Here is a 21,922-nt window from a genome sequence, read left to right as displayed (position 1 = left end):
CGCCGGGAAGCGGCAGGGCTTGACTTCTTCGCCGTTGCCCCCTTTGTGAGGCACTTCACTCAAGAAATTGGTAGCCTTTTCATCTAGAACTCAAATCCCCTGTTTATAATCAATCGTTATAAAATGGAATTCGTCAAGATATGAACCGTTTCAAATGGGCCGGCGTTTACGAACATAAGCCGAAGGACGGCCATTTCACGATGCGCGTCCGCATCAACTCCGGCGTCATGACAAGCGCTCAAGCCCGTACTATTGCAGAAATCGCCAAAGATTACGGACGCAATCTGATGGACGTGACCACCCGTCAGGCTGTTCAGTTCCACTGGCTGCTCGTCGAGCATTTGCCGGACATTTTCAATCGTTTGGAGAAGGTCGGCTTATATTCCTACGAAGCCTGTGGCGACTGTCCTCGTACGGTTGTTGGCAATCCGCTTGCCGCCATCGACCCGGACGAGCTGATGGATACGACCGCGCTGGTCAATCAGGTGAACGATTTCTTCTGATGAACCGGGACTTCTCGAATCTTCCGCGCAAATATAAAATGTCCATTTCTTCTAATATTTATAACTCCGGCCATGCGGAAATTCAGTGCCTGACCTTCACGCCCACGACGAAACTGATCGACGAGGACACCGCATCCACTTCATCGGCTGTCCGAACGCCTGCGGCCAGAAGCACATCGCCGATATCGGCCTGCAAGGCGCACTCGTAAAAACGCGAGGACGGGATGGTCGACGCCTTCGACATCGCCGTAGGCGGCATTCTCGGGCCGGTCGCTCAATTCAACCAAGCGCTGAAAGGCCGGGTAAAGGGCGATCAGGTCGGTCCGGTGCTTGAGCAGCTGATCCTATACTACAAGGATAACCGCGGACCGGAAGAAACGTTCCATCAATTCGTGGGCCGTATCGGCATTCCTGCTTTCCAAGAGAAGCTGACGGCAATTCTAGCCTCGTAACACATTCGATGTCTTAAAAAGGCCGACTGTACGGGACCGCCCGCCAGTCGGCTTCTTGCTGCTGAACCAAGTTCGCTATCCGTAAAAAAACGCCGTTCCTAAGCCAGTTCATTTCCCGGCTTGGAGCAGCGTTTTTTCTATTCTTGTGACCCTCAAGATTAAACGGCTGCATCTTCCATTTCTTTAAGCCGCTTATAATAATCCTCGGAGCGCACTTTGTCCCGTTCCAGGATCGGTTTCAGGTATTTGCCTGTGTACGAGCCGCTTACCTTCACGACTTCCTCCGGCGTTCCGGAAGCGACGATCGTTCCGCCCCGGCTGCCGCCTTCCGGTCCGAGATCGATGATATAATCGGCTGTCTTGATCACATCAAGGTTGTGCTCGATGACGAGGACGGAATCACCGTTCTCGACCAAGCGGTGCAGCACCTTAAGCAGCCGGTCGATATCGTGAATATGCAATCCGGTCGTCGGCTCGTCCAGAATGTAGATCGTCTTGCCCGTGCTGCGGCGATAGAGCTCAGCCGCGAGCTTCACGCGCTGCGCCTCTCCCCCGGAGAGCGTCGTCGCGGGCTGACCCAAGTTCATGTACCCGAGTCCGACGTCCATCAAGGTCTGCATTTTCCGGTGAATACGCGGAATGTTTTTGAAAAATTCGCACGCATCCTCGATCGTCATTTCCAATACTTCGGAAATGTTCTTGCCTTTATATTTCACTTCCAACGTTTCGCGGTTGTACCGTTTGCCTTTGCATACCTCACACGGCACGTAAACGTCCGGCAGGAAATGCATCTCGATCTTGATAATGCCGTCGCCCTTGCACGCCTCGCAGCGTCCGCCCTTCACGTTGAAGCTGAAACGGCCTTTCTTGTAGCCGCGCACCTTCGCTTCGTTGGTCGCCGAGAAGACGTCGCGGATATCGTCAAATACGCCGGTGTACGTAGCCGGGTTCGAGCGGGGCGTCCGTCCGATCGGCGATTGATCGATGTCGATTACTTTGTCGACATGCTCCAATCCTTTGAACTCCTTGTACTCGCCCGGGCGAACCTTGGCGCCGTTCAGCTCTTTCGCCAACGTTTTGTACAAAAGTTCGTTAATCAGCGTACTCTTGCCGGAGCCGGAAACACCGGTCACACAGCCGAATACTCCGAGCGGAAACTTCACATTGACGCCGCGCAGGTTGTTTTCTTTAGCCCCGCGGATTTCCAGCCATTTGCCGTTCGGCTTCCGACGCTCGGCAGGGACAGGAATAAACTTGCGGCCGCTGAGATATTGCCCGGTCAACGATTCCTCGTCCTGCATAACCTCCTCAGGCGTGCCTTGGGCAATCACCTTGCCGCCGTGAATGCCCGCGCCCGGTCCGATATCGATGATGTAGTCGGCAGCCAGCATCGTATCTTCGTCGTGCTCGACCACAATCAGCGTATTGCCCAGATCCCGCATATGCTCCAGCGTCTGGATCAGCCGGTCATTATCCCGCTGGTGCAGGCCGATGCTCGGCTCGTCCAAGATGTACAGAACGCCCATCAGACTGGACCCGATCTGGGTCGCCAGACGAATACGCTGCGCCTCGCCGCCGGAGAGCGTGCCCGCCGCGCGGTGCATCGTCAAGTAATCGAGTCCGACATTGACGAGGAAGCCCAGACGCTCTTTGATCTCCTTCAGGATCAGATGCGCAATCTGCGTCTCGCGGTCGGTCAGCTTCAGCAAGTCGAACCATTGCTGCGCTTCCCCGATGGACAGCGAGGTGACATGCGCGATATTTTTATCCGCTACGGTTACCGCCAGCGTTTCCGGCTTCAAGCGGGCGCCCTTGCACTTGCCGCAAGGCTTGGCGCTCATATACGTCTCGATATGCTCGCGAATGCCGTCGGAGAACGTCTCCCGGTAGCGGCGCTCAAGATTGTTCACGATACCTTCGAAAGGAACCATCGCTTCCTTCTTATGTCCGAAGTCGTTCTCGTAGCGGAAGCGCACCTTCTCTCCGCCGGTACCGTTTAGCAGCTTCTGCATTTGCTCTTTCGTCAACTCGCTGACGGGCACATTTCTCGGGATACCGTAGTGCTCGCACACCGCCGCAAGAAACTGCGGGTAGTAGTTCGACGTGCTGCCGGCCCATGCCTCGAACGCTCCCTCTTCGATGGAAAGCTTCGAATTCGGAACGAGCAGGTCCGGGTCGACGATCATCTTTTGACCCAAACCGTCGCATTCGGGACATGCGCCGAACGGACTGTTGAACGAGAACATCCGCGGCGCCAGTTCTTCGATACTGAAGCCGCACTCGGGACAAGCCAGATTTTGGCTGAAGAGCAGCTCTTCCTGATCGATCACGTCCACGATAACGCGCCCTTCCGCCAGTTTCAAAGCCGTCTCCAGGGAATCAGCCAGACGCGTTTGGACGTCGTCCTTCACGACGATCCGGTCCACGACCACTTCGATTGTATGCTTCTTGTTTTTTTCCAGCTCAATCGTTTCCGACAGCTCGCGAAGCTCGCCGTTGACGCGCACGCGGACGAAGCCCTGCTTCTGGATATCGGCCAGCAGCTTCGAATGTTCGCCCTTGCGTCCCGAGACGATCGGCGCCAAAATTTGCAGCTTGGTGCGCTCCGGATATTCCATGATTCGGTCAACCATCTGCTCGACGGTTTGCGAGGTTATCTCGATTTTATGCTCCGGACAGTGCGGACGCCCGATCCGGGCGAATAACAGACGCAGATAGTCGTAAATTTCCGTCACCGTACCCACGGTGGAACGCGGGTTACGGCTCGTCGTCTTCTGGTCGATGGAGATGGCCGGAGACAATCCCTCGATCGAGTCGACGTCCGGTTTGTCCATCTGGCCGAGAAACTGCCGCGCGTAGGCGGACAGCGACTCGACATATCTTCGTTGCCCTTCGGCATAGATCGTATCGAACGCCAAGGACGATTTGCCGGAGCCGCTCAGGCCGGTCAGGACGACAAATTTGTCCCGCGGAATAACGACGTCGATATTTTTCAGATTGTGCGCCCTGGCGCCTTTAATTACAATGTTGTCTCTGGCCACGTTTCGAAAGCCTCCCTTGACTACAGCTCGGCCTTCAATTCGAGCACGGCATCGCGGAGCTCCGCGGCACGCTCAAACTGCAGGTTTTTGGCTGCTTCCTTCATTTCCTGCTCCAACCGTTCGATGAGCGAGATGCGGTCTTTCTTGGACATCTTCGCCTGCTTCACTTCCGACAAATAGTCTGCCTTCTGCTCGGCCACCTTAGTAGCTTCAATCACATCGCGTACTTTCTTCTGTATCGTTTGCGGCGTAATGCCGTGTTTCTCATTATAAGCCATCTGAATCGTCCGGCGGCGGCTCGTTTCCTGAATCGCCTTATCCATCGAATCGGTCACTTTGTCCCCGTACATGATTACATGCCCGTTGGCGTTGCGCGCCGCCCGCCCGATCGTCTGAATCAAGGAGCGCTCCGCACGCAGGAAGCCTTCCTTGTCTGCGTCGAGAATTGCCACTAGCGATACCTCGGGCAAGTCCAGCCCTTCCCGCAGCAGGTTGATGCCGACGAGAACGTGGAACGTGCCGAGCCGCAATTCGCGCAAAATCTGCATCCGCTCGAGCGTCTTGATGTCCGAGTGCAAATACCGCACCTTGATGCCGATTTCCTTGAAGTAATCGGTCAAATCTTCGGCCATCTTCTTCGTCAGCGTCGTGACGAGCACCCGTTCGTCTTTTTTAATCCGGTCTTGAATTTCTTCCAGCAGATCGTCGATCTGCCCTTTGGTCGGGCGAACCTCGATCACCGGATCGACAAGTCCGGTCGGACGAATAATCTGCTGCACCATCTCGGGGCAGTGCTCCAGCTCGTACGGTCCCGGCGTCGCCGAAACGTAGATGATCTGGTTCACTTTCTCTTCGAACTCCTCGAAACGGAGCGGCCGGTTATCCAGCGCCGAAGGCAGCCGGAAGCCGTGATCGACGAGCACTTCCTTGCGCGCCCGGTCGCCGTTGTACATCGCGCGGACCTGCGGCAGCGTCACGTGCGATTCGTCCACGATCACGAGCATGTCGTCCGGGAAATAATCGAACAGCGTGTACGGCGTCGCTCCGCGCTCGCGGAACGTCAGCGGTCCCGAATAGTTCTCGATCCCGGAGCAGAAGCCCATCTCCTGCATCATCTCGATGTCGTAGCGCGTCCGCTGCTCCAGCCGCTGCGCCTCTAGCAGCTTGCCCTCTCCGCGCAGCTGCTCGAGCCGTTCCTCCAGCTCCCGTTCGATATTCACGAGCGCCCGCTTCATCGTTTCCTCGTGCGTCACGAAGTGGGACGCCGGGAAGATGGCGATATGATCGCGTTCGCCGATAATCTCGCCGGTGAGCACGTTAATCTCCGTGATCCGCTCGATTTCATCGCCAAACAGCTCCACACGGACCGCTTGCTCGCCGCGTGAAGCCGGGAAAATCTCGATAACGTCGCCGCGCACGCGGAACGTGCCCCGCACAAAGTTCATATCGTTGCGCTGGTACTGAATATCGATGAGCCGATGCAAAATGTCGTTGCGGGAACGCTCCATACCGACCCGCAGCGACAGCACGAGATCCCGGTACTCCATCGGAGAACCGAGGCCGTAGATGCACGATACGCTCGCGACGATAATGACGTCACGGCGCTCGAAGAGCGAGCTGGTCGCCGAGTGCCGGAGCTTGTCGATTTCTTCGTTAATGCTGGAATCTTTCTCAATATACGTATCCGACGACGGAATGTACGCCTCCGGCTGATAGTAATCGTAATAGCTGACGAAATAGGAAACGGCGTTGTTCGGGAAAAACTCCTGCAGCTCGCTGCACAGCTGCGCGGCTAGCGTCTTGTTGTGCGCAATTAGCAGCGTCGGCCGGTTCAACTGGGCGATCACATGGGCCGCCGTAAACGTCTTCCCCGTTCCCGTTGCGCCAAGCAGCGTCTGATGTCTTTTCCCTTCCCGTATGCCGTTCACCAGCTGCTCGATTGCGGCCGGCTGATCCCCTTGCGGCTGAAACTCCGCTACGAGCTGGAATTTCTTGTCGCTGTAGACGACTTCATTCATTTTGCTCATCTGATCACCCGTTCATTAAAAAGACTTTGTTTTCCTTCTAAACTTTTATCTACCATATTCCGATAAATAACTAAGCATCGGTTGACGCGCGTTCGACTCCGTTCGACGATTTCCTTTGATAGGAATATTTGTTCCCATATATTATACCTTTTTTCTCTTTCTGTTGCAAACGAATCCCATTTCCTGTTTTTCCAAGGGCTCCGCTTACACAGAAAAAAAGGATGCAGCACCACATTAACTTTAGAAATCTAGGGGTGGAACGACAGTGGACTTGACGACATTAATAGGTATTATCGTAGGCCTTGGCGGTCTGATCGGCGGCTATCTGATGGACGGCGGCCACCTTTCCGCACTGGTGGTTCCCAGTGCCATGCTCATCATTTTCGGCGGTACGATCGGAGCGGTCATGATCAGCTTCCCGATGTCCCAGCTTAAGCAAATCGGCAAGGCATTGGGGATGGCATTCAAAGAGCCGAAGCGCGACCACGCCGCGATCATCGACGAGTTGGTCGACATGGCCACGATCGCCAGACGCGAAGGCGTGCTTGCCTTGGAGCAACGCGCACAAGAGCATAATAACCCGTTCCTGCGGGACGGTCTCATGATGGTTGTCGACGGCACTGATCCGGAGCTGACCCGGCAAATTCTGGAGCTGGAGATGGATGCGATCGAGCACCATCACGAAGGCTACGCAAAAATGTTCGAGGCGGCCGGAGCCTATGCTCCGACGATGGGGATCATCGGTACCGTTATGGGCTTGATCCACGTGCTTGGCAACCTGTCCGATCCGGGAAGTCTGGGGCCGGCCATTGCCGTTGCGTTTACTGCGACGCTGTACGGCGTATCGTCCGCCAACGTTCTTTACCTGCCGATCGCAAGCAAAATCAAGATCCGCAGCAAAGAGCAAATTTCCGAAATGGAACTGATGCTGGAAGGCATCCTGGCGCTTCAAGCCGGGGAAAATCCGCAGCTTATCAAAAAGAAACTGAACTCGTTCCTCCATCAGGAACATAAAAAAGTCGAAGGCGCAGGTGAGGCCGGTGGCGCGGAAGAATAAAAAGCAGGAAGCCCCCGAAAACCATGAGCGATGGATGGTTACCTATGCGGATCTGATTACGCTGCTGCTCATCTTTTTTGTCATCATGTATGCGATGAGCAAGGTGGACGTGCAAAAGTACGAGGTTCTGTCTCAAGCGCTGAAGTTCGAATTCATGAAGGCCGATACGATTATGCCGAAGGGCATGGGCATCTCTGGTTCCGCCAACCCGGCAAAGGGCGGAGACGACAGCACGAAAACCGAGCAGCAGTTCAGGGAAATGGAAGAGCGGGAGAAGAAGGAACGCCAGCTCGAAGATCTGCTCAAAAAAGTGCAGGTCTACATCGAAGAAAACAACTTGCAAACCCAAGTGTCAGCAGCCAATACGCCCCGAGGGGTAGCCGTCACGCTGAACGATCTGTTCCTCTTCGATCTCGGCAAAGCGGACCTGAAGCCGCCCGCGATCCCGGTCTTAACCAAGCTGGCAAGCTTGTTCCCGACGCTTGACGCGACGGTCAGCATCGAAGGGCATACGGACGATCTGCCGCTGGCGACAGGCTCTTTCTACAAAGACAACTGGGGGTTATCGCAGGCTCGTTCGCTTTCGGTGCTGCGGTATTTCCTCTACGAAACACAGCTCGATCCGAAAAAGCTCGTTTCGACGGCTTACGCGGATACGAGACCTGTGGCGGAAAACAACAGCGTAGAGAACCGCGCCAAAAACCGCCGGGTCGAAATTGTCGTGCTGCGGGAGAAGCCCCCGTCAGCTCTGCAACCATCTGGCAATTAAAGCTCGTTCCATTGCTTATTACCGCACTAACCGCTGATTTGAAACAAGCCGCTTGGCGTGATCATGTCTCTCACGCCAGCGGCTTGTTTTTGTGCTTATACCGATTTGGAGCCCGAACGATTGCTCAGCAGTCCGACCGGCTTGCGGCTGAAGTACGCCCAGATCGGCCGCTGCCTTACCTCTGCATAGTGGAGTGCCTCTTGATCGGGCGCAAGCACGATGCCAAGCTGATGGTGCTCTCCCGAAAATATTGCGCGCTTCAAAAACTTGCTTTCGCCCGCCAAATTCAAAATTTCCAGCTTGCAGAACGCCGAGTTCTGCTGCATCGCTTGATGCAGCTCCTGCTTCGTACGGACCGGGATCCCGTTGACTTTGTGAACGATCTCGCCGACGGCAAGGCCAAGCTCATCCGCCGGACTGCCGGGCAAAACACCCAAAATTTTCAACCCGCGGCTCCCGTGCACATACAATGGACTGCGCCTCGCTTCATCCCACCGGCTGTAGGCGATCATCGCTTCGTGCATCAGGATGCACAGCACGGATGCCACGGCCATGAACGGCGGCCACCAAGCGGCTACGGCTGCAAACAGCAGCAGGGCAGCGGCATAGAGCAGCAGCAGGTTCGAGCTGAGCTTCATTTTCTCCTGGGGTAGCCGCGACATCGTCATCTCGGTAAAGCCGATCATCACGGGGAAGCCGACGATCGTCCAGCCGTGCTGCCACAAATCGCCGCCAAGCAGCGGCATCCAAGGCAGTGCCGTCCCCCCGGCCATCGGCACTAGAAGAAACAGCGTCATCGGCCAGTAGCCCTGCAGCTGATATCCGCCGACAATTTTGCCCCGTTTGCTCTCGTAGAACATCGGCGTGCCGAGCCGCGTGCCTTGGAAGCGTACGAACAGCGCCTCCGCCAGATGCAAAACCGCCACAAGCGCCAGCATAGACGGCATATTCAACGACAGCAGCGGTCCCGTCACCCATGCCCAGGAAGCCGCAGCCTCCCCGTCGTACAGTGCGGGAACCCCCCTCAAGACCGCTTGCACCAGACCGATGACACCTACGGCATAAGCCCAGCATAAAAAGCGCACCCGCGCGAAAATGAGCAGCAGAGAAACAAGCCACAGCACAACAACCGCCTCCGGCTGAACGGACGCCCCGATTCCCGCCATCAGAACGGAAGCGGCAAGACCGCCTGCCCAGCCCCACAGCACGGTACGCCACGTTTCGGACAGCAGCGAATGCAGCTTGGTCGCGAACAGCTTCCGTTCGAACGCAATCTGCCGGCGGTACTGCAGCACGATGAATAAAATGCCTACATAGTAAAAAGGATGCGTCAACAGCTGCAACAGCGCCCGGAGCCCCCGGTACGCGAGTTCCAAACCAAAGTCCATGGCCGGCTCCTTTTCGAAGTCCGGTGAATAACAAGCCGCTGCGCAGCCAAAGCGTTCTTACGATCGCTGTTGTTCCCGGACTTCTGAATTATCAATACTTTCTATAGGTTGAAGTCCGGAAACAAAGGAGAACACTTCGTTTCTACAGAAACGCTTTCCAATGCTCCGCATGTTATTCACCAGACTTCGAAGTTTAAATTAAAAAGAAAACCTCCAGCGAGGCCGTTAAGTCGGGCGGCCCCGATAGAGGTTGTTATTTCGACGCGGATGCTTCGTTTTCCTGCCTTCGGCTGAATTTCCCTAAATCCCGGAAGCCGTTACTTCTTAACGGCACCTTGCATGTACTCGACAGCCGCCTTAAGCTGCAGGTCGTTCTTCGGCTCGCGGATCTCGGCCAGGATCGCCTTCTCCAGCTTGTTCGCCGTCTCGGTATCTACCTCGCCGGTGATCGGCAGACCGTTCAACCGCTGGAACGCCTTGACGGCCAGCGCGGTTTTTTCGCTGTAATAGCCATCCTGCCGGTCCGGACCGAGACCGAGGCCCTGCAGCATGATCTGCAGATTTTTGACGTCCTCGTTGTTCGTATCCGGCTTAAGCGTCGCTTTTTTGCTCAGGGGCGCCACTTTGAAGTAAGCCGGTTGCTCCACGGGCATCGTCGGCGCAATGCCTTTCTTGTGAATCCAAGTGCCGTTCGGCGTGAGCCACTTGTAAACGGTCATCTTGATGTTGCTGCCGTCGCCCATTTCTTTCTCGAACGTCACCTGAACCGTACCTTTGCCGAACGTGTTCTCTCCGATCAACTGGCTGCCTGCGGAGTCGTGCAGCGCGCCGGCCAGGATCTCGGATGCGCTCGCGCTGCCCTTGTTAATGAGCACCGACACCGGGTACGGCTTGCCTGCTCCCTGTGACGCCGTCTCCTCGCGCTTGCCTTTGCGGTCCTCGATTTGAACGATTCCCTTGCCTTTCGGTATGAACGACTCGACAATTTCTACGACCGCGGTAAGCAGACCGCCCGGATCGTTGCGCACGTCGATGATGAGTCCCTTCATCCCTTTGTCCTCCAACGCCTTCAGCTCTTCCTTGAATCGTTTGGAGGTGTTGCTGGCGAACTGCCGGATTTCGATCTTGCCGATCTCTCCGGGCAGCATCTCGCTGTATACGGTCTCGACATCGATGTCATCGCGGACGACGATCATCTGGATCGGTTCCGGAGCCCCGGCCCGCAGCACTTCGATCTTGGCCTGCGTGCCCTTGGGTCCGCGGATCTTCATAATCGCCTGGTTGAGCGACAGCCCTTCCAGCTTTTCTCCGTTGATCGAGACGATGATATCGTGCGCGTGAAGTCCGGCCTTCTCGGCCGGCGACCCTTTGATCGGAGCGACGATGGTCACTTTGCCGTCTTCGGAGGTCACCTCCGCGCCGATGCCTTGGAACGACGAGGAAATGTTCTCGTCGAACTGCTGCGCCTCCTTCTGATCCATATATACCGTAAACGGATCGTCAAGCGTGGACAGCATCCCGTTAATCGCGCCGTTCACGATCTTGTCGTGATCGACATCGTTCAAAAACTTGCCTTCGATCAATTGGTACGTCGTTGCCAATTTTTTGTAGTCCTTGCTGGTCAACCCCGATTTCACGTCGGCGGATGCCGAGCCCTCCAAGCCGACGGCGGCGAAAATCGACGGATGTACGATCGTCAGCGTCATAATGCTGCTTGCAAACATGGACAACAGGACAAACGCCAATACGGTACGTCCTTTAAATTTCATTTTATGGTCCCACACCGCCTTTGCTGTTCCCGCTACTTGACTAACTTGTCTTTCTAGTTTATGACAAGCCAAGAAAAAATATGAACAGCAGCATTATCTCAAATACGGCTTCGGATCGACCGGATCTCCGTCAATGCGGACTTCAAAATGCAGATGGTTTCCAGTCGAACGACCGGTGGAACCAACTTCTGCAATCTTTTGACCGCGTTTAACGGTATCTCCCTTCTCCACGACGATGCCGTCGTTGCGGATATGCCCGTACAGCGTCCACACGCCTTTGCCGTGATCGATGACAACGCAGTTGCCGTATCCGCTCCACCAGGACGCGACGATGACGACGCCGTCCTCCGCGGCAAAAATGTCGGTTCCGCCGGGCGAGGGCAGATCGAGTCCGGTGTGCGTTGCTTTCCGTCCGGTAATCGGGTCGGTCCGGGTGCCGAAGTCCGAAGACATTTGCACGACTCGCGGCAGCGGATAGCCAAACTTGCCGCCACCATAAGTATATGCCGGCGCAGCGGGAGTTGCCTTGCTCTTCTTGGCGTTCTCCGCCGCTTTCGCCTGCTGAAACGCGCGCTGTTTTTCCGCTTCCTGCTTCGCCACTTGAACGAGCTGCTTCTGCACTTCTTCGCTGATATCTTCCAATTCCTTTTCCTTTTGGGAAAGGCTTGCGATTTTGACTTCCTTTTCTTTTTCCTTCACGACAAGATCGGCTTTGATGGCCGCCGCTTGGGCGTATAAAGTTTTTACCTCCGCCAGCTGCTTTTCAATCACCACGCGCTTGTCGGCGATCACGGCCTTGTCCCGCTTGTTCGCTTCCAAAATTTCTTTGTCCTGCCCGACAATCGACTTGAGCGCCTGCAGCCGGTCCAAGAAATCGCTGAAGCTGGTGGAGCTGAGCAGCACGTCGGCGTAGGAAACGACGCCGTTCATATACATCAGACGCAGTCTGGATCTGAGCATCTGGTCGCGGGAGACGATTCTCGCTTCCGCTTCCTCCAACTGCTGAGCGTTCTCCTTCAAAGAGGTCGTGACGCTCGACACTTGGTCGTTCAGCACGTTGAGCTTCTTGTTCGTCGCGTCGATTTGGCCGAGGATGGCGGTAATATCGTTCGACGTCTGCTGCTTTTCCTGATGCACCTGATTGATTTGCTTTTCCGTCTCGTTCACTTTTTGCTGCGTTGCGGATTTCGTTTTTTTAAGCTCATTGATTTCCTGCTGAATCCGCTGCGACTCCGAAAGCGCAAAGCCGTATTGCGGAGCGATAAGCGTTCCTACCAAACCGGCCGTGACAACAAGAGGCACCCAAGACTTCTTCAACATCCGTTCCTCCCCCGACTATTCATCCGAGATTGATCGTTGGTTATTAAACTTTCAAAAATTTGCGGACCGACAGCGTGCTTCCCCAAATGCCGATCATAACGCCGATCCCCAGCAGAAGCCCTGCCGTCTTAAGGCTGATCGCTTCAAAAGGCAACAGTTGAACGAGCATCAGGTTCAGGTCGAGCTGAATCGCCCGCATCATTTCCCAATACCCGTACAGCAGCAGGCCGACAGGAATTGCCGAACCGATAATGCCGAGCAGCGCTCCTTCAATAAAGAACGGCCAGCGGATAAACGAGTTGGTCGCCCCGACGAGCTTCATGATCGAAATCTCGCGGCGGCGCGCCACGATCGTAATTTTAATCGTATTGGAAATCAGGAACATGGCGGTCAGCGCCAATCCGGCCACGATGACCAGCCCGACGTTCCTGACGATCGACGTCACTTTGAACATCGTCTCTACTGTCCCTTGCCCATAGCTGACCCGGTAAATCGGCTTCGTCGGCTTGCCATTGTTCAAGCTCTCGATCTGCTTCGCTACCGCTGCGACCTCACGAGGATCGGTCACTTCGACGGTGAAGGAATCGTTCAGCGGGTTGTTCTCGCCCTCGAACCCTTCGAGCAGCTGCTTCCCGTCTCCCAGCTTTCCGCGCAAGTATTCAAGCCCTTCCTCTTTGGAAACAAACTTGACCTTCGCAACGTTAGAGATGGCCGAAATTTCGTTTTGCAGTGAAGTTACCTGATCCTCCGGCGTTTTCACTTCGAGATATACCCGGATCTCGACCTGCTGTTCGATCTGCTGGGTCAAGTAATTGACATTCAGCGTCAGAAGCAAAAAGACACCCAAAATAAACAAAGAAATCGCAATCGCACTAATGGAGGCAAAGGACATCCAGCCGTTTCGAACGACGTTTTTACCGCCTTCGCGAAGATGCCTCACGGCCGTGTTAATCCTCATAGCCGTAGTCACCCCTTACCTCATCCCGGACAAGCCTGCCCGATTCGATGGCCAGTACCCGCTTGCGCATCGTGTTGACGATTTCTTTGTTGTGCGTTGCCATAATGATGGTCGTGCCGCGGAAGTTGATTTCTTCCATCAGCTTCATAATGCCCCAAGACGTATCGGGATCGAGGTTCCCTGTCGGCTCGTCCGCGACGATGACGGAAGGGTTGTTCACGATCGCCCGGGCAATGGCGACCCGCTGCTGCTCGCCCCCGGAAAGCTGGGTCGGCAGGGAATTGATTTTGTCCTTGAGCCGCACAAGCTCCAGCACTTCGAGCGTGCGCTTCTTGATGAGCTTCTTCGGCGCCTCGATCACTTCCATGGCGAAGGCGACGTTCTCATATACGGTAAGCTTCGGGAGCAGCCGGAAGTCTTGGAAAATGACCCCGATATTGCGCCGGACAAACGGAATTTTGCGCTGTTTGAGCTTTTCCAGATTGAAACCGTTGACGAATATCGTGCCTTTGGTCGGTCGCTCTTCTCTGTAAATCAATTTCATAAAGGTCGATTTGCCGGCGCCGGAAGGGCCAACGACATAAAGGAAATCGCTTTGGTCGACCTTGACGCTGATGCCTTTCAAGGCATGGCTGCCGTCAGGATACGTTTTCCAAACGTCCTGCATTTCGATCACGATATCACATCCTGAAAAATTTGCGAGTCTGTAGACCGCCCCGGTTACAAAATGACGCACCCCAGGATAAACCGTTTCGCCTATCCTTGCCTAGCAGGGACAAGCTCGTTTACCAAGGTTGGTGCGAGGCTTATAAGCTTTGAAACTTATAAAATTTTGGATCAACCGAAAGAAGCGGACTTGATGCCAGCCTTTACAAGTTCGACATAAAAGCGCAAAATCCTTTATCCGACAATGAATTTCTACAGTTTCTTCACATTTCGGAACACCGGTTCGGGTCGGTGTATAGCGCAGCGCGGTTCGCCGACTCGCTCTTCTTCGACCGGATCGTACAGCCCGCGCGGCCTTGCACGGACGGTTGGCGAATGACGACGAATGGAAAGTTTCGGGGCTTGGCCGCATATAGATGGAGAGGTACGAGTGTATCGAGGAACAAAAGGAGAGCCCGTCATGCCACGATGGAATCCGCGTTTTCACTGGTTCTGGATCAGCACGCTGACGCTGATGCTGGCCATTTTCTTGTCGGTTGCCGCCTACGGGTCGCTCGCCCGGGTTCCTGCAGGCGTCCGTGTCGCAGATTGGCCTATCGAAGGCCTAACCTGGTCCGAGCTCGAACGTCAGCTTGCTTCGAAAATGTCGGCACTGCTGGAGCAAAAGGTCCGGCTGAGCGTGCCGGGAGGCGGCAGCGCCGAGCGGACGCTCCGGCAGCTCGGGCTTGAAATCAACGGCCAGGAGCTGCTGACGCAGCTTCATCCCGTTCGGGAAGGGCCGCCGTACCGGCGGGCAGCGGCCCGCTGGCGGCTGCGGGGAGCCTCGCTTGCGCTGACGCCCGCGCTGTCGGCAGACAAGCTGCGGGCCGCGCTGAGCGAAGCGTTCCCGCAGGTGTACGCCCGCAAGCCGACCGATGCGCAGCGGCTGATCGACGGCAACGATGCCATCAGCTATGTGCCCGAGACCCGTGTCGAACGGGTCGACGAAGCAAAGCTGCTAAGCCGGCTCCAAGCGGCGCTGCCGGACTGGGGAGCCGTGGCCGCACCGCCTGAATCCGCGGGAGAAAGCCGCCAGCAGGCGCCTGCCGCCATCCTGCTGGACGTTCCGATGCGGACGCAAGAGCCGGCCATTACGGAGCAAGCGCTGCGCGCGCAAGGCATTATACGCAAAATCGGTGAGTTCACGACCGTATCGCCACCGGCCCCAGCTGCCGTCAGCATCGAAGGACGCGTGCACAACGTCCGTTCGACGGCCGCTTCCCTGCAGGATGTGCTGCTGAAGCCGGGTGAGGTGTTCGACTATGCCCCGTTCATCGAGCGGACGGAGAAGCGCTTCGGCTTCAAGGAGGCGCCCGTCATCGTGAACGGCAAGCTCGTTCCCGGCATCGGCGGCGGCATCTGCCAGGTGTCGTCAACGCTGTACAACGCCGTCCTGCGGGCCGGTCTGACCGTCGTCGAGCGGCGGAATCATTCGCTTCCCGTGAGCTATGTCGCGCTGGGACAAGACGCCACGTTCGCCACCGGCCACATCAATTTCAAATTCCGCAACTCGACGGACCATTATTTGCTGATCCGTACTTCCTCGGACGAGCGCAGCGTCACCGTGAAGCTGTTCGGCCAGACGCCGCCGGACATCACTTACGAAATCGAGTCGAAGACGCTCGAAACGTTGGCACCGCCGGTCAAGTACGTGCTGAATCCTTCGCTGCCGGGCGGTAAACAGGAGATCGTCATGCAAGGAAAGCCCGGGTATGTCGTCGAAACGTTCCGATATAAGAAGCAGAACGGCGTTGTCATTTCACAGGAAAAAGTATCGCGTGACACCTACCACGCCCTGCCGACTGTGATTGCTTCCGGCGGCGGCTCTGGAACTCTCGACCGTACAGCGCCTCCGCCCGGAGAATCGCCTGCGCCGCTGATCGAGGACGGCGTCCGCGGGCCGACCTTCCGGTGACCGTGCGCAGACGCGAGAAACCCCCAGCCCGCTTGAAGCATGCGGCTGATGTAGCCGCCCTTCTGCGAGTGGGGGTTTTTGACTTACCTTACTTATCTGCTTTTTTCGAAATATTCCTCGAACCAAGCCGACGAGCCGGCCAGAACGGCTTCCGCCCGTTCGATCGCTTGACTCACCTGCGCCGCGGCGGTACCGCCGTAGACGTTGCGGGCGTTTACGACACTTTCCGGCTGCAGCACGTCGTAGATGTCCTGATCGAACTGCTTGGAAAATTGGTGGAATTCCTCCAGCTTCAGGTCGAGCAAATACTTTTGATTTTGGATACAGTAAAGTACGGTTTTGCCGATGACTTCGTGCGCTTGACGGAATGGCATTCCCTTGTTCACCAAGTAGTCTGCAATATCCGTTGCATTAGAGAAGTCCTGGTTGACAGCTTGTCGCATCCGGTCCTTGTTCACCTTCATCGTGCTGATCATCGGCGCGAACAATTGCAGTGCGCCCTGCAGCGTGCGGACCGTATCGAACATGCCTTCTTTGTCTTCCTGCATATCCTTGTTGTAAGCGAGCGGCAGCGACTTCAGCACGGTCAGGAGGCCGAACAGATTGCCGTAGACGCGGCCCGTTTTGCCCCGCACGAGCTCGGCGACATCGGGATTTTTCTTCTGTGGCATAATGCTGCTGCCGGTACAGAAGGCGTCATCCAGCTCGATGAACCGGAACTCGGTGCTGGACCACAGCACGAACTCCTCGCTGAGGCGAGACAAGTGCATCATAATCGTCGCCGCGTTCGACAGGAACTCCAGAATAAAATCGCGGTCGCTCACCGCGTCGAGCGAATTCTCGTACACGCCGTCGAAGCCAAGCTGCTCCGCCACGAAGTGACGGTCGATCGGGAACGTCGTCCCGGCCAGCGCCCCGGCGCCCAGCGGCAGCACATTCACGCGCTTGTAGCTGTCCTGCAGACGCTCAATGTCGCGCTGGAACATCGACACATACGCCATCAAATGATGGGCGAACAAAATCGGCTGCGCCCGCTGCAAATGCGTGTAACCCGGCACGATCGTGTCAAGATTGGCTTTCGCTTGTCCGATCAGCGCCTCCTGCACCTTGTTCAGCAGACCGACAAACTCCACGACCCGCTTGCGAAGCCATAGATGCATATCCGTGGCTACCTGATCGTTGCGGCTGCGGCCGGTGTGCAGCTTGCCTCCGACCGGGCCTACCTCGTCGATCAGCGCCTTCTCGATGTTCATATGAATGTCTTCGTCGCTGATGGAAAATTCCATTTCGCCCCGGCGAATGACGTTCTGCACCTTCAGCAAACCGTCCTTGATTTTCTCCACGTCGTCTGCCGGAAGGATGCCGCATTTGCCCAGCATGGTCACATGCGCCAGACTGCCCTGGATGTCTTCCTCCGCCAGCTCCTTGTCGAACAGGATCGACGCCGTATATTCTTCGACCAGTTGGTCCGTCTTTTTCGTAAACCGTCCGCCCCACAGCTTGGACATATCAGCGTCCCCCTTTTCCTATGTCGTATGCAATCGAATGAGTACTGCTCGCTATACACAGTCTTAGGGCTTCCCGCTGACGGAAAACCCTAAGGCTCGAAGTGTTACAGGCTGATGACGGCCGGCTTCTCGCCTGCCGCATTTATTTCGCCGCGTTCTGCTCGACGCCGGAAGCGACGCGCAAACGCAGCGCGTTCAAACGAATGAAGCCTGTCGCATCGCCTTGGTTGTACGCTTGCGTCGGATCGGCTTCCATCGTCGCAATGTGCGGGTTGTACAAGCTGACCGGGCTCTTCACGCCCGCGGCGATCACGTTGCCTTTGTACAGCTTGAGGCGCACCGTGCCGCTTACGTTCTTCTGGCTCTCGGATACAAGCGCCTGCAGCGCAAGCCGCTCCGGAGCAAACCAAAAACCGTTGTACACAAGCGAGCTGTAACGCGAGATGAGCGAATCGCGCAGATGCATGACTTCGCGGTCCATCGTGAGCGATTCCATCTTGCGGTGAGCGGAGAACAGAATGGCGCCGCCCGGGGTTTCGTACACGCCGCGGCTCTTCATGCCGACGAAGCGGTTCTCTACCATGTCGACGCGGCCGATCCCGTGCTTGCCGCCCAGCTCGTTCAGCTTCTCCATCACCTGCAGCGGAATCATACGCTCGCCGTTCACGGCCACGCAGTTCCCCTGCTCGAACTCAAGCTCGACATATTCCGCTTGGTCCGGGGCATCCTCCGGGTCCACGCTCAGCAGATACATGTCTTTGTTTTCCGGTGCGCTCGCGTCGAACCACGGATCTTCAAGCACACCGCTCTCATAGCTAATGTGCAGCAGATTGCGGTCCATCGAGTACGGCTTGGCCGCCGAAGCGGTCACCGGAATGCCGTGCTTCTCGGCGTAAGCAATCATTTCGGCCCGGCCCGGGAACTGCTCGCGGAACTGCTCCAGACGCCAAGGCGCGATAACCTCGATCTCCGGCGTCAAGGCCGCAGCCGTCAGCTCGAAGCGGATTTGGTCGTTGCCCTTGCCCGTAGCGCCGTGAGCGATCGCTGTAGCGCCTTCCGCGCGCGCGATTTCGACCATGCGCTTCGCGATCAGCGGCCGCGCGATGCTGGTTCCGAGCAGGTACTGCCCTTCATAGAGCGCGCCCGACTGGAACATCGGATAAATGAAATCGCGGGCGAATTCTTCACGCAGGTCGTCGATGTATACTTTGGAGGCGCCGGTGTTCAGCGCTTTTTCCTCCAAGCCGTCCAGCTCTTCCTTTTGTCCGATATCCGCGGTAAAAGCGATGATCTCGGCGTCGTACGTTTCTTTCAGCCATTTCAGAATGATCGACGTATCGAGGCCGCCCGAGTAGGCCAATACGATTTTTTGCTTTGCCATGTGGTTCCCGCTCTCCTTTAATTGTAAGCTTTCCGAATATTACAAGATCGCTGCCATGACTGCCTTTTGCGCATGCAACCGGTTTTCCGCCTGATCGAAGATGACGGAATTCGGTCCGTCGATGACCCCTTCGGACACTTCTTCCCCGCGGTGTGCCGGCAAACAGTGCATGAACAAGAAATCTTTTTTCGCATATTTCACGAGCTCGTCGTTGACTTGATAGTTTTTGAACGCGATCTCCCGTTCTTTCTGCTCCGCCTCGAAGCCCATGCTGGCCCACACGTCCGTATATATGACGTCCGCGTCCGCCACCGCTTCTTTCGGGTCGGCTCCCACGTAAATGCTTGCTCCCGTTTTGGCGGCACTTTCATTGCATTGACGGAGCACTTCTTCGTCCGGCTCGTAGCCTTCCGGCGTCGCTACTGCGAAATTGACGCCAAGCTTGGCCGCGCCCATCAATAAGGAGTGTACCATATTATTCCCATCGCCGATATAGGCCACTTTGAGCCCTTGCAGACGGCCTTTTTTCTCATAAATCGTCTGGTAATCCGCCAGCGCCTGGCACGGATGGGACAAGTCCGTCAATCCATTGATCACCGGTACCGTTGCCGCCCGTGCCAGCTCGATGACCGTGCGGTGCGCGAAGGTACGGATCATGATGCCGTCCAAATAACGCGACAGCGTCTGCGCCGTATCGTGAATCGATTCGCCGCGCCCGATTTGCAGATCGTTCTTGCTTAGGAATAAGGCATGCCCCCCAAGCTGATACATCCCTACCTCAAACGATACCCGCGTCCGCGTGGACGATTTTTCGAAAATCATGCCAAGCGTTTTGCCTTTGAGCGGCTGGTACGCTTCCCCCGCTTTGTGCTTTCTCTTGAGTTCGACCGCGAGCTCGATCAAATATTGAATCTCTTCCGGCGCGTAGTCGACCAAGCCGATAAAATCGCGCCCTCTGAGCTGAACCGCCAAATCTTGTTGTACCGTTCCCGCCATGGATGTCTCTCCTTTCGGTATGCGTGTCTTTGTCAGCCTATACAGCCGCTGCGGCTTTCTTCGCCAATATGCTGCAGATCGTCTCCAGCCCGCGATCCAAATCTTCCTTCGAGATCAACAAGCTCGGCGCCAAACGGATCACGTTCGGTCCTGCCGATACGACGAGCACGCCCTGCCCGTGAATTTCCGCGATCAGCTCCGCCGCCGGCACGGTCAAACCGATGCCGATCAGCAGCCCGAGCCCACGGATCTGCCCTACCAGCGGATTGTCCGCCAGCTTCGTTTTCAGCTCGTTCATAATGTAATTGCCCAGCTCCGCCGCCCGCTCCGGCAGCTTCTCCGCCAGCATCGTCTCCACGGTCGCAATACCCGCCGCGGTAGACAAATAGTTCCCGCCGAAGGTGGAACCGTGGCTGCCGGCCGTGAACGCTTCGCGCAGCTTCGCCTTGCCGAGCAGCGCGCCGATCGGCATGCCGCTGCCCAGCCCTTTAGCCAGTGTGAACAAATCCGGCTCGATGCCGTAATGCTCATAGGCAAACAGCTTGCCCGTGCGTCCCATACCGGTTTGGATCTCATCCAGGATGAGCAGCAGCCCGTACTGCTTGCACAGCTCCGCCACCCGCTTCACGAATGCAGGGTCCGCCGGATTGACGCCGCCTTCGCCCTGCACCAGCTCGAGCATAATCGCGCACGTCCGGTCGCCGATCAGCTTCTCCAAAGCGTCCGCATCGTTGTACGGCGCGTACACGAAGCCTTCCGGCAGGGGCGCGAAGCCCTCTTTCACTTTATCCTGTCCCGTTGCCGTCAGCGTAGCCAGCGTCCGGCCGTGGAACGACATGTCGAAGGTAATGATCTCATAGCGCTGCGGCTGGCCGAGCACCTTGTTGAAATAGCGCCGCGCCAGCTTGATCGCCGCTTCGTTCGCCTCCGCGCCGCTGTTGCAGAAAAACACCGCATCGGCGCAGCTGTTGTCCACGAGAAGCTGAGCGAGCTTCTCCTGGTTCGGAATGTGGAACAAATTGCTCGTATGCCAGAGCGTATCGACCTGCTCCTTGAGCCGTTCGGTCACCTGTTTCGGCGCATGCCCGAGGTTCGTCACCGCCAGCCCGCACATCAAGTCCAGGTACTCCTTGCCCTGCTCATCCCACAGACGGCTGCCGTCCCCCTTCACAAACGTAAAAGGATACCGTGCGTAGTTCGGAAACAATGCGCTTTGAGCCTCTCCCATGTCGTTCACTCCTTTGTCTCGGATCGTTTTTGGATAATGTTCCCAATTATTCCTTCACAATGCGGGTGCCGATTCCGCCGTCCTTCAGCGCCCGGCTGAGCACTTCCGGCTCTGCGCCGTTGACGATGACAACTTCGCGCACCTTGCCTTGAATACACTGTACCGCCGCGCGTACTTTCGGGATCATGCCGCCGTAAATTTCGCCGCTGGCGATCATTTCGTCGATCTCACGGACGGTGACCGAAGGCAAAACACGCTTCTCGCCGTCCACGGTCTTCATAATGCCGGGCACGTCCGTCACGACGATCATCCGCTCCACGCCCAGATGCGAAGCGACCGCGCCGGCCGCCGTATCCGCGTTGATGTTGTAGCGTTGGCCGCCGTCGGCCCCGATGCCGACCGGCGCGATAACAGGGATGTAGCCCATCGCCACGATGCCCTGCACGAGCTCCGCATTCACCTGCGTTACATCGCCGACAAGTCCGATCTCGTGCGCGTTCGCCACCGGCGACGCCTCAATCAGATGACCGTCGACGCCGGATAAGCCAAGCGCTTTCGCCCCGGAAAGCTGGATTTTGCGGACGATTTCTTTGTTAATTTGTCCAGCCAGCACCATTTCGACCACATCGAGGACGGCTTCGTTCGTTTTGCGAAGGCCGTTCACGAATTCGGACTCAATGCCCAGCTTGCCGAGCGTGTCCGAGATCGCCGGACCGCCGCCGTGTACGATGACGGGAATGATGCCTTCCGCCTGCAGCCGCTTCAAATCGTCGAAAAAAAGCTTCGGCAGCGCCGCAAGCGTACTGCCGCCGCATTTCATCACAAAACAATTGCTCATCCGAACCGTTCCCCTTTATCGTTTCACCGGTCTGCAACACGGGGGTTGCGGGTGGTTTGTTTTCGAC

15 protein-coding genes and 1 pseudogene are annotated in these 21,922 nt (G+C 56.6%); 4 read left to right on the top strand and 12 right to left on the bottom strand.

Features of this window, described 5'->3' with window-relative positions:
• Positions 1–137: 137 nt before the first annotated feature.
• A pseudogene (locus QJ48_RS35755) lies at positions 138–955 on the top strand (hypothetical protein); the annotation flags it as partial.
• Between the two features lie 158 nt (positions 956–1,113).
• Here QJ48_RS35755 and uvrA read toward each other — a convergent pair.
• Entirely contained in the window at positions 1,114–3,996 is a 2,883-nt protein-coding gene (gene uvrA, locus QJ48_RS09335; RefSeq protein WP_054973353.1) for an excinuclease ABC subunit UvrA, read from the bottom strand.
• A gap of 20 nt (positions 3,997–4,016) precedes the next feature.
• Positions 4,017–6,014 carry an excinuclease ABC subunit UvrB gene (uvrB, locus tag QJ48_RS09330; protein WP_054973369.1) on the bottom strand — a complete coding sequence of 666 codons (1,998 nt, stop codon included), beginning with the start codon at positions 6,012–6,014 and terminating at the stop codon, positions 4,017–4,019.
• Between the two features lie 274 nt (positions 6,015–6,288).
• On the opposite strand from uvrB, the gene QJ48_RS09325 reads away from it, so the two are divergent.
• Together QJ48_RS09325 and QJ48_RS09320 are read left to right on the top strand one after the other, a co-directional pair.
• Positions 6,289–7,080 (top strand): flagellar motor protein, encoded by a 792-nt coding sequence (locus QJ48_RS09325; protein ID WP_054973352.1) that lies wholly within the window; start codon positions 6,289–6,291, stop codon positions 7,078–7,080.
• Positions 7,064–7,849: a flagellar motor protein MotB gene (locus tag QJ48_RS09320; protein ID WP_054973351.1), complete on the top strand. Its 786-nt coding sequence runs from the start codon at positions 7,064–7,066 to the stop codon at positions 7,847–7,849. Before QJ48_RS09325 ends, QJ48_RS09320 begins: the two co-directional genes overlap by 17 nt.
• Before the next feature lie 95 nt (positions 7,850–7,944).
• Here QJ48_RS09320 and QJ48_RS09315 read toward each other — a convergent pair whose 3' ends face one another.
• The 5 genes from QJ48_RS09315 to ftsE form a co-directional block, all read right to left on the bottom strand.
• Complete coding sequence (locus tag QJ48_RS09315) at positions 7,945–9,237, bottom strand: PDZ domain-containing protein (protein WP_054973350.1); 1,293 nt, start codon at positions 9,235–9,237, stop codon at positions 7,945–7,947.
• A gap of 317 nt (positions 9,238–9,554) precedes the next feature.
• The gene (locus QJ48_RS09310) at positions 9,555–11,006 is read right to left on the bottom strand and encodes a S41 family peptidase (RefSeq protein ID WP_054973349.1); all 1,452 of its coding nucleotides are present in this window, start codon (positions 11,004–11,006) and stop codon (positions 9,555–9,557) included.
• A 93-nt stretch (positions 11,007–11,099) separates the two neighbouring features.
• Positions 11,100–12,326 (bottom strand): murein hydrolase activator EnvC, encoded by a 1,227-nt coding sequence (locus tag QJ48_RS09305; RefSeq protein WP_054973348.1) that lies wholly within the window; start codon positions 12,324–12,326, stop codon positions 11,100–11,102.
• Positions 12,327–12,369: 43 nt separating this feature from the next.
• Positions 12,370–13,284, bottom strand: a complete 915-nt coding sequence (gene ftsX / locus QJ48_RS09300) for a permease-like cell division protein FtsX (protein WP_054973347.1) — start codon at positions 13,282–13,284, stop codon at positions 12,370–12,372.
• The gene (gene ftsE, locus QJ48_RS09295) at positions 13,274–13,960 is read right to left on the bottom strand and encodes a cell division ATP-binding protein FtsE (RefSeq protein WP_054973346.1); all 687 of its coding nucleotides are present in this window, start codon (positions 13,958–13,960) and stop codon (positions 13,274–13,276) included. The genes ftsX and ftsE overlap by 11 nt, the downstream gene beginning before the upstream one ends.
• A gap of 450 nt (positions 13,961–14,410) precedes the next feature.
• Here ftsE and QJ48_RS09290 point away from each other — a divergent pair, with 450 nt between their 5' ends.
• Complete coding sequence (locus QJ48_RS09290) at positions 14,411–15,904, top strand: VanW family protein (protein WP_054973345.1); 1,494 nt, start codon at positions 14,411–14,413, stop codon at positions 15,902–15,904.
• Between the two features lie 92 nt (positions 15,905–15,996).
• Here the strand turns inward: QJ48_RS09290 and argH are convergent, their stop codons facing one another.
• The 5 genes from argH to argB form a co-directional block, all read right to left on the bottom strand.
• Positions 15,997–17,412, bottom strand: a complete 1,416-nt coding sequence (argH, locus tag QJ48_RS09285; RefSeq protein WP_054973344.1) for an argininosuccinate lyase — start codon at positions 17,410–17,412, stop codon at positions 15,997–15,999.
• A gap of 142 nt (positions 17,413–17,554) precedes the next feature.
• The gene (locus QJ48_RS09280) at positions 17,555–18,793 is read right to left on the bottom strand and encodes an argininosuccinate synthase (protein WP_036683008.1); all 1,239 of its coding nucleotides are present in this window, start codon (positions 18,791–18,793) and stop codon (positions 17,555–17,557) included.
• A gap of 39 nt (positions 18,794–18,832) precedes the next feature.
• The gene (gene argF / locus QJ48_RS09275) at positions 18,833–19,789 is read right to left on the bottom strand and encodes an ornithine carbamoyltransferase (protein WP_054973343.1); all 957 of its coding nucleotides are present in this window, start codon (positions 19,787–19,789) and stop codon (positions 18,833–18,835) included.
• 37 nt (positions 19,790–19,826) lie between these two features.
• Positions 19,827–21,017, bottom strand: coding sequence for an acetylornithine transaminase (locus QJ48_RS09270; protein ID WP_054973342.1), 1,191 nt, complete (start codon positions 21,015–21,017; stop codon positions 19,827–19,829).
• Between the two features lie 46 nt (positions 21,018–21,063).
• Entirely contained in the window at positions 21,064–21,855 is a 792-nt protein-coding gene (gene argB, locus QJ48_RS09265; protein ID WP_054973341.1) for an acetylglutamate kinase, read from the bottom strand.
• Between the last annotated feature and the right edge of the window lie 67 nt (positions 21,856–21,922).

It is taken from the genome of Paenibacillus sp. A3, from assembly GCF_001399685.1.
Taxonomy (GTDB): Bacteria; Bacillota; Bacilli; order Paenibacillales; family NBRC-103111; genus Paenibacillus_G.
The sequence above is the reverse complement of the archived record's forward strand: the minus strand, read 5'-3'. Positions and strand labels throughout refer to the sequence as shown.

Coding starts and splice junctions, on each gene's coding strand:
- QJ48_RS09310 (WP_054973349.1), bottom strand. CDS start 11,006: ATGAAATTTAAAGGACGTACCGTATTGGCGTTTGTCCTGTTGTCCATG.
- QJ48_RS09305 (WP_054973348.1), bottom strand. CDS start 12,326: ATGTTGAAGAAGTCTTGGGTGCCTCTTGTTGTCACGGCCGGTTTGGTA.
- argF (WP_054973343.1), bottom strand. CDS start 19,789: ATGGCGGGAACGGTACAACAAGATTTGGCGGTTCAGCTCAGAGGGCGC.
- ftsX (WP_054973347.1), bottom strand. CDS start 13,284: ATGAGGATTAACACGGCCGTGAGGCATCTTCGCGAAGGCGGTAAAAAC.
- QJ48_RS09315 (WP_054973350.1), bottom strand. CDS start 9,237: ATGGACTTTGGTTTGGAACTCGCGTACCGGGGGCTCCGGGCGCTGTTG.
- argB (WP_054973341.1), bottom strand. CDS start 21,855: ATGAGCAATTGTTTTGTGATGAAATGCGGCGGCAGTACGCTTGCGGCG.
- uvrB (WP_054973369.1), bottom strand. CDS start 6,014: ATGAATGAAGTCGTCTACAGCGACAAGAAATTCCAGCTCGTAGCGGAG.
- argH (WP_054973344.1), bottom strand. CDS start 17,412: ATGTCCAAGCTGTGGGGCGGACGGTTTACGAAAAAGACGGACCAACTG.
- QJ48_RS09280 (WP_036683008.1), bottom strand. CDS start 18,793: ATGGCAAAGCAAAAAATCGTATTGGCCTACTCGGGCGGCCTCGATACG.
- QJ48_RS09270 (WP_054973342.1), bottom strand. CDS start 21,017: ATGGGAGAGGCTCAAAGCGCATTGTTTCCGAACTACGCACGGTATCCT.
- QJ48_RS09290 (WP_054973345.1), top strand. CDS start 14,411: ATGCCACGATGGAATCCGCGTTTTCACTGGTTCTGGATCAGCACGCTG.